Source organism: Mesorhizobium sp. M0802 (genome assembly GCF_040320115.1).
Taxonomy (GTDB): domain Bacteria; phylum Pseudomonadota; class Alphaproteobacteria; order Rhizobiales; family Rhizobiaceae; genus Mesorhizobium.
Map to the genome: position 1 here is coordinate 26,605 of NZ_JAMYOY010000016.1, position 14,590 is coordinate 41,194.

Annotated in this window: 14 protein-coding genes; 7 read left to right on the top strand and 7 right to left on the bottom strand. The window is 58.9% G+C overall.

Going from position 1 to position 14,590, the window contains the following annotated elements:
- Window positions 1-13: 13 nt before the first annotated feature.
- Together NKI10_RS21315 and NKI10_RS21320 are read left to right on the top strand one after the other, a co-directional pair.
- Window positions 14-1,306, top strand: a complete 1,293-nt coding sequence (locus NKI10_RS21315) for an O-antigen ligase family protein (RefSeq protein WP_031246419.1) — start codon at window positions 14-16, stop codon at window positions 1,304-1,306.
- Window positions 1,303-2,238: an NAD-dependent epimerase/dehydratase family protein gene (locus NKI10_RS21320; RefSeq protein WP_352861794.1), complete on the top strand. Its 936-nt coding sequence runs from the start codon at window positions 1,303-1,305 to the stop codon at window positions 2,236-2,238. The genes NKI10_RS21315 and NKI10_RS21320 overlap by 4 nt, the downstream gene beginning before the upstream one ends.
- Here the strand turns inward: NKI10_RS21320 and NKI10_RS21325 are convergent.
- The 5 genes from NKI10_RS21325 to NKI10_RS21345 form a co-directional block, all read right to left on the bottom strand.
- A complete protein-coding gene (locus tag NKI10_RS21325; RefSeq protein ID WP_023742693.1) occupies window positions 2,226-2,765 on the bottom strand; it encodes a sugar transferase in 540 nt (179 codons plus the stop codon). The genes NKI10_RS21320 and NKI10_RS21325 overlap by 13 nt on opposite strands.
- Window positions 2,766-2,782: 17 nt before the next feature.
- The gene (locus NKI10_RS21330) at window positions 2,783-3,715 is read right to left on the bottom strand and encodes a glycosyltransferase family 2 protein (RefSeq protein ID WP_023833065.1); all 933 of its coding nucleotides are present in this window, start codon (window positions 3,713-3,715) and stop codon (window positions 2,783-2,785) included.
- A gap of 138 nt (window positions 3,716-3,853) precedes the next feature.
- Window positions 3,854-5,842 (bottom strand): SDR family NAD(P)-dependent oxidoreductase, encoded by a 1,989-nt coding sequence (locus NKI10_RS21335; protein ID WP_352861795.1) that lies wholly within the window; start codon window positions 5,840-5,842, stop codon window positions 3,854-3,856.
- 193 nt (window positions 5,843-6,035) lie between these two features.
- On the bottom strand, window positions 6,036-6,791 hold the full coding sequence (locus tag NKI10_RS21340; protein ID WP_352861806.1) for a hypothetical protein: 756 nt from the start codon (window positions 6,789-6,791) through the stop codon (window positions 6,036-6,038).
- A 170-nt stretch (window positions 6,792-6,961) separates the two neighbouring features.
- Window positions 6,962-7,126 (bottom strand): hypothetical protein, encoded by a 165-nt coding sequence (locus NKI10_RS21345; protein WP_023705484.1) that lies wholly within the window; start codon window positions 7,124-7,126, stop codon window positions 6,962-6,964.
- A 261-nt stretch (window positions 7,127-7,387) separates the two neighbouring features.
- On the opposite strand from NKI10_RS21345, the gene NKI10_RS21350 reads away from it, so the two are divergent.
- From NKI10_RS21350 to NKI10_RS21360, 3 genes are read left to right on the top strand one after another with little or no spacing between them, the layout of a single operon-like run.
- Complete coding sequence (locus NKI10_RS21350) at window positions 7,388-7,639, top strand: hypothetical protein (protein ID WP_352861811.1); 252 nt, start codon at window positions 7,388-7,390, stop codon at window positions 7,637-7,639.
- Window positions 7,636-7,863, top strand: coding sequence for a hypothetical protein (locus tag NKI10_RS21355; protein WP_352861813.1), 228 nt, complete (start codon window positions 7,636-7,638; stop codon window positions 7,861-7,863). Before NKI10_RS21350 ends, NKI10_RS21355 begins: the two co-directional genes overlap by 4 nt.
- A 56-nt stretch (window positions 7,864-7,919) precedes the next feature.
- Window positions 7,920-8,249, top strand: coding sequence for a hypothetical protein (locus NKI10_RS21360; protein WP_245261128.1), 330 nt, complete (start codon window positions 7,920-7,922; stop codon window positions 8,247-8,249).
- 182 nt (window positions 8,250-8,431) lie between these two features.
- Here NKI10_RS21360 and NKI10_RS21365 read toward each other — a convergent pair whose 3' ends face one another.
- Together NKI10_RS21365 and NKI10_RS21370 are read right to left on the bottom strand one after the other, a co-directional pair.
- Complete coding sequence (locus tag NKI10_RS21365) at window positions 8,432-11,110, bottom strand: class I SAM-dependent methyltransferase (RefSeq protein WP_352861815.1); 2,679 nt, start codon at window positions 11,108-11,110, stop codon at window positions 8,432-8,434.
- A 14-nt stretch (window positions 11,111-11,124) separates the two neighbouring features.
- Complete coding sequence (locus tag NKI10_RS21370) at window positions 11,125-11,883, bottom strand: TylF/MycF/NovP-related O-methyltransferase (RefSeq protein ID WP_023708419.1); 759 nt, start codon at window positions 11,881-11,883, stop codon at window positions 11,125-11,127.
- 150 nt (window positions 11,884-12,033) lie between these two features.
- Here NKI10_RS21370 and NKI10_RS21375 point away from each other — a divergent pair, with 150 nt between their 5' ends.
- Together NKI10_RS21375 and NKI10_RS21380 are read left to right on the top strand one after the other, a co-directional pair.
- Window positions 12,034-12,957, top strand: coding sequence for a class I SAM-dependent methyltransferase (locus tag NKI10_RS21375; protein WP_352861817.1), 924 nt, complete (start codon window positions 12,034-12,036; stop codon window positions 12,955-12,957).
- An 838-nt stretch (window positions 12,958-13,795) separates the two neighbouring features.
- Window positions 13,796-14,587 carry an ABC transporter permease gene (locus tag NKI10_RS21380; protein WP_023705490.1) on the top strand — a complete coding sequence of 264 codons (792 nt, stop codon included), beginning with the start codon at window positions 13,796-13,798 and terminating at the stop codon, window positions 14,585-14,587.
- The last annotated feature ends 3 nt before the right edge of the window (window positions 14,588-14,590 follow it).

Sequence of the window (14,590 nt, forward strand, 5' to 3'; positions counted from 1 at the left end):
GTGAACCAGAGCATTGACCCCGATTTCCGCCATCAAGCAGCACGTTTCGCCGTCACGGATCAACATCAGCTTCTCCATTCTGTGCTTCTTTTTCCCGCCGGTGCTGGGATCGGCGGTCAGCTTTTTGTTCAATGGTGGCGGCCTGTGGTCGGTGCTTCTGCTTGCGTTGAAAAGACGGCGTTTCAACATTGACCGGCCGATGACCGCGATGACGGTGGCCATCTATGCCTATTGCGCAGCCAGCGTGTTCGCCTCCATCGTCAACAATTCGATCGCCAGGGATGCGCCGCATCTGGCAGGGCTGATCACCTTCCTGTTTTTCCCAGTCTCATATGCGACCTGGAGCATCACCGAGAAAACCACGCTGACGCGCATCGTCGTGCTGGCGAGCGCCGCCGCCTGTTTTGGCGCCGTGCTGCTGGCGGTCGTGCAATATCACGGGCTGGGCATACGGGCCGAAGGCGGCGCCGGCAATCCGATCGTGTTCGCGACCGTCGCCTGCCTCAGCATGATGATGTGCCTGGCAGGCGCCTTATCGGGTGTCGAAAAGAACAGGGCGTTGCTGGCCTGCGCGACACTGGCCGGCGCGGTCGCCATTGTCTATTCGGGATCGCGGATCATCTGGCTGGCGATGCTGGTGGCCGGCATCGCGATCCTGCTGATCAACCGTCGCAAGCTCAACAACAGAAACGCCATTCGGCTTTTGCTGATTGCGGGGGCGACCGGCATCGTCATCGCTGTCATCGGTCTCCCCATCATTTCCGAGCGCGCGGCCTTCCTGTTCAGCGACTGGGATGCGCTCGCCACGAAGGGCGACCACACGACCGCGCTCGGCTTGCGCGCCGCACTTTGGCAGATTGGGCTGAGCGCCTTCCACGACATGCCGATTTTCGGTCACGGCATTGCTGCAAGCCGTGAGCTGATAAAGGATGGATTCCACAATCAGTTCCACATGCCGTCCACGGGCTTCAGCCATTTTCACAATGGCTTCCTGACTGCATTGGTGGAGGCCGGGCTGCTTGGAGCCGTAACGCTCGCGGCTGTGTTCTTCGTTGCCGCGAGAAACGCGGCCATCGTGCTGCGCACCAGCACGGACGCGATCGAGCGGTTCGGCGCCACGATGATTGTCGTCACTGCGATCACCTACCTCATCGGCGGCCTGACCGGCATCCTGGTCGGCCACGACATCCTCGATGCCACACTGATGGTGTTCCTGGTGTCCGGGACATATCTTGCATCGGGCCGGCAACAAATGCTGCCGGAACAACAGGCACCGGCCCCGGCCCCCCAGGCAAGCCGGCCGTGAAAGTGCTGGTCACAGGCGCGACGGGTTTCATCGGCAGGCAGGTCGTCAACCAGCTGCGCGAAGCCGGGTTCGGGGTGCGCATGGCATCGCGCCACCCGGAACGGCTCGATCCCGTGAGCGATGCGGTTTTGTTGCCGGACTTCGACGCACCGGCTCAGGCATACCAGGCGCTGATGCGAGATATCACCCATGTCGTCCACTGTGCGGCGCTCAATAATGACCGCAAGGCGAGCGAAGCCGACTTCATGGCAGCCAACGCGACACTGACCGCGCAGCTGGCGCGCGCGGCCGCCTCGCGGACAAGCGGGCGCTTCATCTATCTGTCGTCGATCCGGGCAGTAGCCGGTCCCGGTTTCAGCGGAACGATCAGCGAGGCGACGCTCCCTGCCCCGCAATGCGCCTACGGGCGCTCGAAACGCGAAGGCGAGATCAAGACACTGGAAGCCTATGCGTCCAGGCCCTCCGATGCCACCGCGCTGCGCCTGCCGCCGGTCTATGGCGAAGGCATGAAGGGAAACCTGCGTGGAATGATGCGGGCTGCCGCCATTGCCTTACCATTGCCCTCAGGCGCTTTCACCGCAGTTCGTTCGCTGATATCGCGCGACGCGGTGGCTGGCGCCGTGGCGCATCTTTTGACTCGTCCCGCGCCACCGCGCCCGACCTATGTCCTGGGCGATGCTTCCCCCGTTGCGATGTTCGAAATCTTGACTGCATTCAGGCACGGATACGACGTTCCGACCCGGCTCGTTCCTGTGCCGGCCTGGCCATTCAGGCTGTTCGCCACACTGCTTGGCAGAAAAGCAGCGTACGACGCTTCCATGGCGACACAGATTTGCGACCCGTCACTGCTGATCTCGGAAGGCTGGATGCCGGAAACCGACACGCTCGGCCGGATTGAGGAACTTGCACGACAGGCCCGTCAGGTCCGGTAGATTGTGCCAAGCAGGATTTTGACGTCGAGTCCGATCGAGGCTCCCCTGAGATATTCGGCATCCGTTTCGGCGCAGAGTTTCGGATCCGACATGTCGATGCCTTTCATCTGTGCCAGCCCGGTAATGCCCGGAAGTGCGGCAAGCACACCCAATTGCCTGCGGCGTTCGATCAATTCGGTTTGCGTGGGCAGGCATGGACGCGGCCCAACCAGGCTCATCTCGCCCTTGAGCACGTTCCAGAGCTGCGGCAGCTCGTCGATCTTGAATTTCCGCAGCACCTTGCCGACGGCAGTGACGGACATTGCCGGCGCCTGATGCGAGGGCAGAGACGGCGTTCCCACAACCATCGTGCGCAGCTTGTGGCAGGCAAACGGCACCCCGTGCTGGCCGACACGGGTTTGAGAGAAGAGTGCCGGTCCAGGCGACGTCGTCCTGATTGCCAGCATGGCAAGCAGGACGAAAGGCGAGGCCAGTGGCAGCAGCAGCGCCGCCACCGCCAGGTCGAAAGCTCGCTTGGGTTCCCTCATGGCCGTGTCTGCATGCTCTAGATCCGCCGCCAGATGAAGGCCAGATAGAGCCCAAGCGTCCCAGCCAGCGTCTGCCGGTAGACGCCGCTTTTCCTGAGAAGGCGCAGGCGTCGCAGAATACCGCCCTTTCGTGCCCTGATGAACAGGCCGAGACAGGCGGCGGCATCCCTCGAGAGGATGTCGCGATTGACCGCCAGGCCGCTCAGATTGTGATCGGTCCAGACGGCGAACTCGCCCCTGAACAGGCGCCCCAGCCGCGACAGCCTCGCCTTCCACGACACGTTGGCGCCGACCAAGTTTGCCTCATGCTGGCGGTAGCGCACCAGCGGTCGCGGGTCATAGCGGACAATGCCGCCGGCAGCCGTGACGATCAGATAGGTCCACCAGTCATGGCTGACGAACTCGGTCCTTCCCGATGCCTTTGCCAGCAACTTTCGCGCGGCGCGGTTGATCATCATCGTGTTGCCGCCGGCAATGCTTTGCACAAGCGCATTGCGAAATGCGGGTGGATGCTGGAACAGCGGCGAATACCCTTGCGCTGCTCCGGTTTCGGACATGGTCGCGGTTCTGGAGCAAAACAGCAGCGGCGTTCCGGCGTCGTGCCCTTGCATCCAGGCAATGGCGCTCTCCAGCCTGTCCGGCTCCCAGATGTCGTCCTGGTCGCAGAAGGCGTAGTAGTCGGCCTCGATGCGCGGATCGATGATCATCGCGCGGAAATTGGCGGCAAAGCCTTGGCGAGGACCATTCGACAGGGTCAACCGGCCCTTGGACCAGCGGCTCTGCCAGGCGCCGATAATGGCCGAAGTGCCGTCTGTCGAACCGTCGTCGGAAACCCAGAGGTCGACAACAGGATGCGATTGCGCAGCCAGCGACGCGAGCTGCTCGTCAAGGAAAGCCGCGCCATCTTTCGTGCCCAGCAGCACGGCCACGCGCTGATCTTGTCTGCTCACTGGTTCAAAATCATCTGCAAACGCCTGGGAACGGCCATCGGATCGGTTTCAATAGCCAATCCCGGTCGATCAGGACAGGCTCTTTGTTTTGACGCAATCCCGGACGGAAAACCGCTCCACACTTTTCCTGGAATTGCTCTAACCAGCTTGCCCGACTGTTTTCGCAACGGTTTCCCGGCGTGCGTCGCTTGGCGGCTCTTCCGCCTGATAGAGGCCGGCCATGACGGCGAGCGCCGAGGCCTTGTCCTGATCGCGCATGGCCGCCTGCAGCAATGTCAGCGCCGCCTGGACCTTGGGCCATCCCACGACATCGGTCCTGAGGCCGAAGATCTTGGGGATATCCAGCGCGACGATCTCCTCATTGCCGCCATGCAGCACCTCGTGAAGCTTCTCGCCCGGCCTGATCCCGGTGAAACGGATCGGAATGTCGGTGTAGGGGCTTTTGCCGGCCATGCGGATCATGGTTTCAGCGACTTCGAGGATCGGCACCGGCTTGCCCATGTCGAGCATGTAGATGGCGTAGTCGTCCTTGCCCTGGCGCCGCTCGGCGTCGGCCGCCGACATGATGACGAGGTCGACGGCTTCGGCCACCGTCATGAAGTAGCGGGTCATGCGGCGATCGGTGATGGTGACCGGACCGCCGGCCTCGATCTGCGCCTGGAAGATGGTGGCGACCGAGCCATTGGAGCCGAAGACGTTGCCGAACCGCACGGCGATGAACTTGGTGCCGGAGCGACGGCCGCTGGGCCCGGTGGCGTGCGTTTCGTGCAGCGAAGAGACGATCTGCTCGGCGGCGCGTTTCGTCATACCGAGCACCGAGGTCGGATCGACCGCCTTATCGCTGGAAATCAACAGGAACTGCGGCACCCCGCATTTGGCGGCAACCTCGGCGCAGACGAGGGTGCCCAGAACGTTGGTCTGGATCGCCGATTCCCAATTTTCCTCGAGCAGCGGCACATGTTTGAGCGCGGCGGCATGGAAGATGATGTCGGGCTTGAAATCGCTGACGACGCGGGTGATCTGGCGCCGGTCTGTGACATCGACGATGCGGCTCTTGAGCCGGACATGGTCCTTTTCGTCAACCTGCTGGTCGAGCTGGAAAATACCGAACTCCGAGATATCGGCGACCAGAACCGCCTCGGCGCCAAGTTCCAGCGACCGCTTGACCAGGATGCGACCGATTGAGCCGGCGCCGCCGGTGACCAGGACGCGCTTGCCACCGATAAAGCCGCCGATCCGCTCAATATCGGAAGCAACTGTGGAGCGGCGCAGGATGGTTTCCATCTCGACAGCGTCGAGTACCAGCTTTCCGCCTTGGCCGAGCTCCGAAACGCCGGAGAATTGGACGACGGCGATACCACTGTGACGGGCGACACGGACCAGTTCCGAAAATTCTTCGATCTCGCGCTCGGCGCCTTTGCCGAAAATCAGCATGTCGAGGCTTTTGGTGCCTCTTGCATATTCTTCGAGGACCTCGACCAGGCGGGGGCGCACGGCCACCACCGGAACGCCGTGGATCTGCGTGCCCAAAGGCGCGCCGTTCTCGATGGCCATGATGCCGGCGATGGAATATTCGGCCGGCTCGGCCGTGCGTGTGAAGCGGATGATGACGTCTGCTTCGCCAAGCCTGCCGACGAACAGCGCTTGTTTGATCGCCGCATTGTTTGCGTTGCGGCTCAGGATTCGCCAGCTCGCCCCGTCGCGCAGGAACCGGTAATAGAGCCGAGGCGCCGATATGATGGTGAAGGAGACGAGGAAAAAGACGATGAACTGGCGCTCGTTGAGGCCGGTCACCGGCTGAAACGATCGAACCGCCAGCGAGACGACATAGAGCGTGACGGTCAGGATGGCGCAGCTCTTCAGGATGTTGAAGAAGTCCGGCGTGGAGGCGAAACGCCACACGGTGTTGTAGAGGCCGCAATAGCGAAACAGCATATGGCTGAGAAAAACAATACTTGCCCAGCACGCCAGGCCGGCCGTGGAGAGCGCGTCGAATGAAAGTCTCGACTGAGAAAGCCCCAGACTCAGCGCCACCGCGACCAGGACCATGACCAGATCCTGGATCATTATAATGGCGCGCCGCATCTTCGGCCGAAGTCCGGACACGACCTCTACATAGGATGTCATTGGGTAGTACTGAACTCCAGGCGCAAGGACTTATGCATAAAGTGGCGCCAGATTGACTGTCATCCGTCACCGACCACGTGTCTTAATGTGCCAAATCCTCCGCCCGCCGCCCTGTATCGCATAGCGCGGAGTTGAGGGCATCGCCAGCGGTTTTTTGGATGTGCGTGTGGTTAAGGCGCTGCTTCCGGCTAGATCATCCCGCGTGCAAGATGCGAGTACCTTCAAACTTCAGGCGCTTGGCAATAGGCTGTACATTGTCCTTATAAGTAATGCATCTGCGGTAGATGCCAGCGGCGACCCGCTCTTTGCCAATCACTTCCCATTCTGGTGCCCATGAGCCCTCCCAATCAAAATGCTGGGAAATGAGACGTTCCCTGTCGAAACATTGGGGGTCCCGTTCGACTATTCTATTGGCCTCATCGGCGAGCGGGGAATAGCTCTCGACGGCGGCCATTTTTCTCGCTCGGGCAGCGTGGTCGAGTTGAATTTCCAGTCCAATAGGTCCCGCCACGTTTGGAACCGCTGCGGAGCAAAGGTGCTGTGCCACTTTCGCTGTCCTTTTCAGCGCTCCGGCGAGAGCCTGTCCATAGGCATAGGCTAGGTCATGTATCGGGTTGTAGCCATCGACCGCGTCCGACACGAATTGAACGTTTTTCGCGCCTGCCAAATCGGTGGCGATTTTCGTCAGCACATCAACAAAGAAGTCAGTTTCTCCAGCCAGCAGAGCTTCGTACCAGACGGCATCGGGAATATCGCCGAATACTGCGCCCGGCGTCGCGCCCGCAGCTTTCACAAGGTGGCGCGAGTACTGCGTACGCGCCGTTTGGCGACCGCCCGATCCGTCTGTCAGAAGGTAGACTCTGGGTTGTGCGCACTCGAGCCAATGGTAAACCCTGAGTTCATGTCCCGGATGGGCGAGAACCAAGACATTTTCCAGCTTTTCAGACAATCAATGGCTCCCTCCGAGATTTTGCAGAGCTTGTTTGGAAAACGGCTTCAAACTAAGACGCTTCCAATAGCTCTTGTGCCTGTCGCTCGTTTGCAAGCGCGTTGCGAAACAAGCAAGGAACGCCGTTGCGGGTTCTTATCACCAATCTGTCCCTATCCCGCAATAGCGGGTCAGAAGCGGTTGTTGAATTGCTTGCTGACGGGCTCCGCAGTGGCGGGCATCATACCATGCTGCTGGCCCCAACTCTTGGCGATATGGCATTTAGAATGCGCCAGCGGGGGCATCATGTTGTAGACCGGATTGCCGAAATCGTCGAAAAGCCCGATGTAGTCCATGCCCAACACCTGACACGCTGTCTGACAGGTTTCCGGACGTGCCTGCCGTATTTTCATGCCACAAGTACCTTCTATGAGGTCGAAGCACCTATTCTTCATCCTCAAATACGCCATTGGATAGCCGTAGACGAAGCGTGTAGGCTTAAGTGCCTTTCGAGGGGGATTCCCGCTGACCAACTAAGCCTCGTCTACAATGCGGTTGATCTCAATCGCTTCAAACAACGCCCGCAACTGCCTGCGCGGCCCGCAAGAGGGCTGTTGTTGACGAAGAACTTCGATCACCAAGCGGCGGTTCGTCAGGCCTGCGCCAAAAATGGCATCGAGCTAGATGAACTGGGGCCTGCCACAGGCCGATTTTCGCATCAGCTCGAACAGGATTTGCTTGGCTATGATATCGTGTTTGCGACCGCCCGCATGGCAATCGAGGCGGCGGCAGTGGGATTGTCGTCTGCGACGCACGCGGCTTTGCGGGGTTGCTCAACACCGCAAACATGCAGGCGTGGCGCCGAATGAATCTTGGCGTCGGTGTTTTGGCCAAACCCATGACAGTCGAGAATCTAATGGATGCGATCTCCAGATTCGATGCAGGCCATGCCGCAGCGGTTTCTGCGTATTTTCGAAGGGTGGCGGGAGATGCGCATTTCGTAGAGGAACATCTTCGAATCTATAGTCAGGCCATGCAAACCGACGAGGCACCGAACTTTGACGCGATTCCTCGCGACCGCCTCTTGGATTGAAGAGATTGGTATCTAGCATCAGCGCAGGCGATGGTTTCACATTGTAAAGGAGCTGCATGGATGGCCCAGATTCGCCAGAGCCAACTGCGCTTCTGATGATGTTGCAATCAAATACCGAAATTCTGAAGGGTAATGCCGCCTCTTTAACGAAACTGGGCGAGCAGGTCGGGTCGATCGAACTTGAAATTGCCAAAAGTCGCCAGATCATGCTCGGCGAATCCAATTCGCGCGCTGCCATCGCTGAAACCAGCCAAACCATGCTGCGCGCAATTGACAAAGAAGTTTCAGTCCTGGCAAATTTTGTGACCGAGATAAAGCGATTCTACAACCGCATGATCCCTCTGTTCATCCGAAAAATCCTTCTTTGGGCTCGCAGGAGAGATTGAATTTGGTCGCGCGCGAACGCTTCATCTGGGCGATCAGCAGAGGACTGGCGGCTTCGGCGGTGGTATGAGAAGTTCTAACCTTGCGCTCTCGGGAAGTGACCCTGGAAAACGCGAAGCCAGAATCGATAAATTGACGTGGCGACGTGAGAACCGAGGGAACACCAGCATGGCCGGAACTCGACCTACCCCTGTCCTGTCATGAGAGACTGACGTTTGCCCTGCGGCCGTTTTTCAAAGACGACAATACTGTCATAGACACAGATCGAGTCTGTTGCATGGGTGAAGGCGTTCGCCGGCATTGCGCCGCGCGCGTGATGAGCGTTGATTTCGTCGAGCTTTCCCTTGGCAAATTCCATGAACGACCCGGGCCTGCGGAGCCCGCCACCATAGTCCTCCCAATAGCTCGTATGCGTGTCCTCGACCAAGTAAACGCCGTTCGGCTGCACATGATGGTAGAGATGCTCAAATGTCGCGATGACATGATCCATCATGTGACTGCCGTCATCGATGACGATGTCGATGGAACCATACTTCTCGACGATCCGATCGAGGAGTTGAGCGTCATCCTGGCTTCCAACGAAGACCTCCACGCCTCCGGACTCGTGCGCCTTGCATGCAGGATCGATATCGATTCCAACAATTCGCGCGCCCTCGCCGAAATAGGCTCGCCACATCTCGAGTGATCCTCCCTTATAGACGCCGACTTCAACGACGACCGGCCTTCGATTTCTGAACCTTTCGAAGTGACGTTCGTAAACGTCGAAATAGTGCAGCCATTTGTAGATCTCTTTGCCGCTGTTGTTCAAAAAGTACTGATGCAAGAACCCGCCCATCGTAGCCTCCTTGGCGTCGGACTTTGCCACCGCCAGTTGCTCTGATTGTGGCTGTCTCCTCCTTTTATGGACGAGGTTGGTCCTGAGCCGCGCAAACACCGGCTCCCATTCGTTTGCAACCAGGCAAAGCGCTTCCCCAAGATTTGCCGCGATCTCGGTGTATTCTATGTTTGCAAAACGTTCTCCCGCTTGGACAATCCACGAAGGATCGTATCTAAGCTTGCCAAAGCCGGATACCACGGTGAGCCCGGTCCAAGGCGTTGCAATGGTAAACACGTCGAGATCAGGGCGAAGCGCCTTGAGCGCCGGAACCATTTTCCAGACATCGCCGGTGTGGAATTGCGTTGTCGGCGGAACCTTTTGCGTCGTGTCGTCCAGGGGAACAGTGTCGTGCACGAGCAAAACCGAGCCAGGGTCGCAGTAGTGTTCGAGGTTCGCAAAATCGCGCAATGCCTGGTCGAACGTGTGAAGACCGTCAATGAACCCTACACCCAACGGGCGGCCGGCTAGCAATGCATCCGCTCCGCCGCGATCAAAAAAGGTGTCACTCGTCTCTGGAAAAATGTGCGTTTCTGCGCTGAGTGCCATCGTGGCGCGTGGATTGGGATCGATCCCGATTGCAAGAGCCGGAGGCTTGATCTTGGAGAGCGATACGCCGTCACAGACGCCTATCTCTACCACGACAGTGGGTTCCAGCTCCGAGTAAAGACGCTCCAGCCAGTCGTAATAGAAAGGCCCGGCCATCCGTGTGCTGGCCAGGCCGACATGGGCCCCCACAGTATCCGGGTTGAGGTCCAATGCTTTGCGGTATTGGACTTCAGCCCTTTCGTTGTCGCCGATGGCAAAGTACGCATCACCGATCCCAGTAAAATAGGCGGCGTTTCGAACTGGATCGTGTCGGGCAAGAATGCCGGCAGAAGAAAGAAGTCGCGACGCAGCAAGCTCGGCGGGTGCATGCGTGCTTGCCATGCGAAGGATGTCTGCCGCCGTCTGATAGTGCCCCAACTGAAACTGACCCTTGGCCAACTCGACCAGCGTCGCCGCTGTCTGGTTCGCCGGCACGCGTTCTTCTGGCGGCCTCAAATGCGCCCTGAAGCCTGCGGCGGTGGCTGGAGCGACCCTGAATGGGTTTGCAATTGTCGCCCGGGCAAGGTGCGGCAGAAGCGATGAAGGCAGCGAACCCACGAATGCCGAGGGGGTGTGAAGGGTAAACTCGCCTGCCCCCCTCAACGCATCCCTTTCAGCCTTCCAGACGATCCAGTTCTTGCGCTGCTGGTCGACGCTTGCGTTGGTGGACACCCCGCCATGCAGTTGGTGAAATGTAGCCTCTCCCAGAGTGAGGATGAGCTGTGCTTGCGACAGCGTCATCGCACGTTCGAGCGTATCGAGGTTGACCAGGCCGCCCCCCGGACAGCTGAAGCGCTCATCCATGCCGCCGATCGCCTGCCAACCCTTCCGGCTCATGAAGAGGACATTCGCTTCGGCTATCGGCGAGAACCACGGATCGACCGACGACTCATCCATCGTCCCGATCTCGAACAATCGATACCCATCTTCTGGCCATCTGATCGATCGCAAAAGCGAATCCTCGATGGCCCGGGTATAGCCATTCTCGGACGCGTTCCCCTGGATGTCGCTTCCAAGATACCAGCCAGGCGCGGCCACGACTGCTGTCGGAGCCATGTCCAACCCGATGCGAGCGAAATGCACCAACCCGGGCGTCGCCATCCGTGCGCCGTCGATCATCACGCCGATCTTGTCTCCCCTCGCCTCCTTTATCCCGAGGTTGACGGCAGCCGCAGGCGAGGGTGACGCGTCATCGATGCGCAGCAGGCGAAAGTTCGGCCCATATTCCGCGACCAGGCTCCCACCAACCGCAGGTGATGATCCGTTGTCGACGACAATGACCTCGTAGTCGTCCGTCGTCACGCGTTGCTGATAGCGCGATGCGAGCGAAAGCAAGGTTCGGGGCAGTTCTCGGGCGATGTCGTAAGCGACAACAACGACGGACACGTAGTTCTGTTTCATAGCGCTTCCGTGGGTCAGTTGCCGGCAATAGGCTTCTGCCACCAACCGCCGGTCCAGTCTATCTCATGGATTTCCGCTTTGATGCGGTTACGAGCGCGGTAATCCTCGACTGCCTGCCGGCATGGCGGAACCGCAAGGTCATCTATGATCGCGAAACCGCCGGGCGACAGCCTCGGATAAAGCGCTTCAAGGCTGTCCGTCGTCGACTCATACATATCGCCGTCCAGCCGGATCAGGGCGAATGGACCGGCCCTCAGGCTGGGCAAGGTCTCACCGAATAGGCCTTTGACGAAGATCACCTGGTCATCCAAAAGGTCGTAGGCGGCAAAGTTGGATTCAACCTGTGCCTGATCAATCGCCAACTGGCGATATTCGTGCAGCCTGCCTCCCCGGTCAGCTGGAAAATTCTCGGCGTCTGGCGGTGGCAAACCGTCGAATGAGTCGGCTACGTAAACCTTCCTGTCCTTGACCTCATTGGCGGCCAGCACTCCCCTCATGAGGATGCAGCAGCCACCACGCCAGACGCCAGTCTCAATGAAATCCCCAGGCACGTTCTCATCAATGGCTCGCTGGACGAGGTCACGCACATTCGCCAAACGTTTCACACCCGCCATAGAATGAGCAATCGCCGGCCAATCGCGACCCAGGAGGCGATCCTCGCGATTGAAGGGCGTCGCCTCTCCGACTTTCGTCGGATCAATCACCTGCGAACCGGAGCCGTAGATGGTATTGGCAATGATCTTGATCAGGAGATCTGTATAGAGGCGGTTCACAATCGACCTTTCAGTACATCACGATTCCATATCGAAATAAGCTGTTGCGGATATCCGGCCAAAGTGCAACGGAACGACCATCAATTCGCGACGGCCTTTCCAAAGTGCCGCGCAAGCAAGTCGCAACCAATTGCCCAAGGAGCCACCCCAATGCCAACCGCCGAACAAGCGATGGGCATGATCGAGACGCTGGATATTGCCGTTTTCCAGGTCAAGACCGAGAGCACCCTCAGTGACCGCAAGAGTTTCCTTCGTGTCCAGAACTTCGCTCGATCGGTATTCGGCCACTATGTGTACCTTGAGGTCGGCTCGCATATCGGCGGAAGCCTCTTCCCGCACCTGATTGATCCGGCCTGCGAGGCAGCGATATCGGTTGATGCGCGGCCCACGGCGCAGCCTGACGAACGTTCACAGGTTTTTCACTACCCTGAAAACTCAGCGGCCCGAATGATCGCCGTGCTGTCGGATTGGATTCCTCCCGCCGCAATGGCCAAACTTACCACGATTGACAGCGACGTCTCCGACGTAAGTCCCGAGGCGGTCGATCCCAGGGCTACGCTCGCTCTGATCGACGGAGAGCACACGGACACGGCCTGTTTTTCGGACTTTGTCGGCGTTTTGCCGCTCATGGAGCAGGACTGTGTCGTTGCCTTCCACGACGCCAACCTGATCGCGGACGCGATTCTCAATGCGGAGCGCTTTCTCGACCATCTCGGCATCACGCACGAGACGGTATTCCTTCCTGACACCGTGGCCGTACTTGGCCTCGGCAGGCTCGCGTCTGCAGTCCGGGATCGGCTCCAGCCTCACGCATTGGACCGCAAGACTTTCCTGGACCTATCGCAACGGCAGCTATGGTCTCACATAGCCAAGGTGCACTCGCCCAAAATCCATGCCGAATTGGAGGGCCTGCGCTCGGACAATTCGCAGCTGGTCAAGGAGATTGAGCGCATGCAAAAGGCGAGCCGCGACGCGGAAGCCCGTGTCGCCGCCATGACGTCCAGCACGACCTGGCGCGCATCCGCCCCAGTACGAGCGGTGGTCGATCGCATCAAACGTCGCTTCGCACGTTAAAGTCGCGATGAGCGCTGTTGGAGCCGACGATGAAGCAACTTGCCGGGGTGTCTATGGACGAAATTATTGAAACGCCGCACGTACCGCTCCGATCCATCCCACTGTGTACGATGGAGCGCCAAGCCGGAAAAGTCAGCACAGGTTACAAGCAACCTTTCCGCCCGTACCCCCAGCCCCCCGTGCGCCCGACATGTCAGGTATAACCGCCGCTGCTGGTGTGGATGCCGTCGAGCCCTGCACACTTGTGGAGCGGCAACCAGGAAACGCCGGCCGCATGACGCGAACAGCATCGCGCCTGTCATCCATTATTGCACGCGACCAACCCTTAGCCCTATTCGCGAACGATCTCGGTGTAGGCCCTGGGCCCTTCGTCATCCTCGGAAACCGGCAGGTCTGCCAGTCCTCAGCCTCGACATTGGACAGACCGAGTGGCACTTTTCCCCTGCCGTCCGGCAGGTCAAACGGATTGCGAATGCCTGATAGGGACGCGCAGCGCGCTGACCAGCGCCTGGCTTTCTGCAACGGTGGGCCTCAAGCATGTGTCATCAACCAGTTCGTCGATTTGCCCCCGCAGTCTGCGACTCTCGTCGGATGAGCGACCGCGGACCCGACATCGTGATGTACTTTGGATCGGCGGCGAACTCCGCCTGGTTGGCAATGAACGGGAGATCGTACTGCATATCCCGAATGTTCGCTTTGCGAATCGATGGCAGCTTCACTACGACGCAGCGCGTTGCCATATGTGTGTCGCAATCAGTGTGAAGAGATCCTTGGCGGCTCCATTACAGCCATGGGAAAGCCATGAAGCCCAGAAACAGAAAATGCGATACCATCAGCGATGATTGCAGTATTTAACGGCGCCGTCGACGACATCAGCAAGGCTATGAAGTTGCACAGGGTCTGGATCGCCCTTGCCCATGAGGACATCGGCGATCAGCACAGGCGCACGACGCTCGGCCCGCTTTGGCTTCTGGTCAACTACGTCGCTTTCGTGGGCACGTTCGTTTTCGTGTTCCAGCCTGTCGGCAAGGATGCCGCCGGTTATTCCGCGTATGTCGCGATAGGCCTTCTGGTATGGTTCTATCTGATGGAAGTAATGTCCACGAGCGTGGCGCTCTTTCAACGCGAAGAGAGCTTCATCGAAGGCACGACGCTGCCTTTGTTCGTGTATGTGATGCGATTGGCATTGCAGTCTGTCATCAGAGCAGGCTATGCGATCGCGGGTTGCGTGTTCATTCTCGTCTTGAGCGGCTCCCCGATCGGCACTCCATGGCTGTGGTCACTGGCAGGATTGCTCCTGATCTTGTTCGCCACGCCTGCTCTTATCACCGTCTTCGCGTTTCTTGGAGCTTTCTTTCCCGACAGCCAGTTCATTGTTGGTAATTTGCTACGGGTCGGCATGTTCTTCACGCCTGTTTTCTGGGTGTACAACGGTCAAGACCCCGTCCAAACATACGCCTACGAATGGAATCCGTTCACCTATTTTCTGGAGATCGTCCGTTTGCCGATCATGACTGGAGAGTTTCCCACCCATGCTTTCACGGTAACGATCATCGTGTCATTGGCTACATGGATGATTGCATTGCTACTGCTTGGTCGTTATCGCAAGCAAGTCGTCTTCATCATCTGAGTT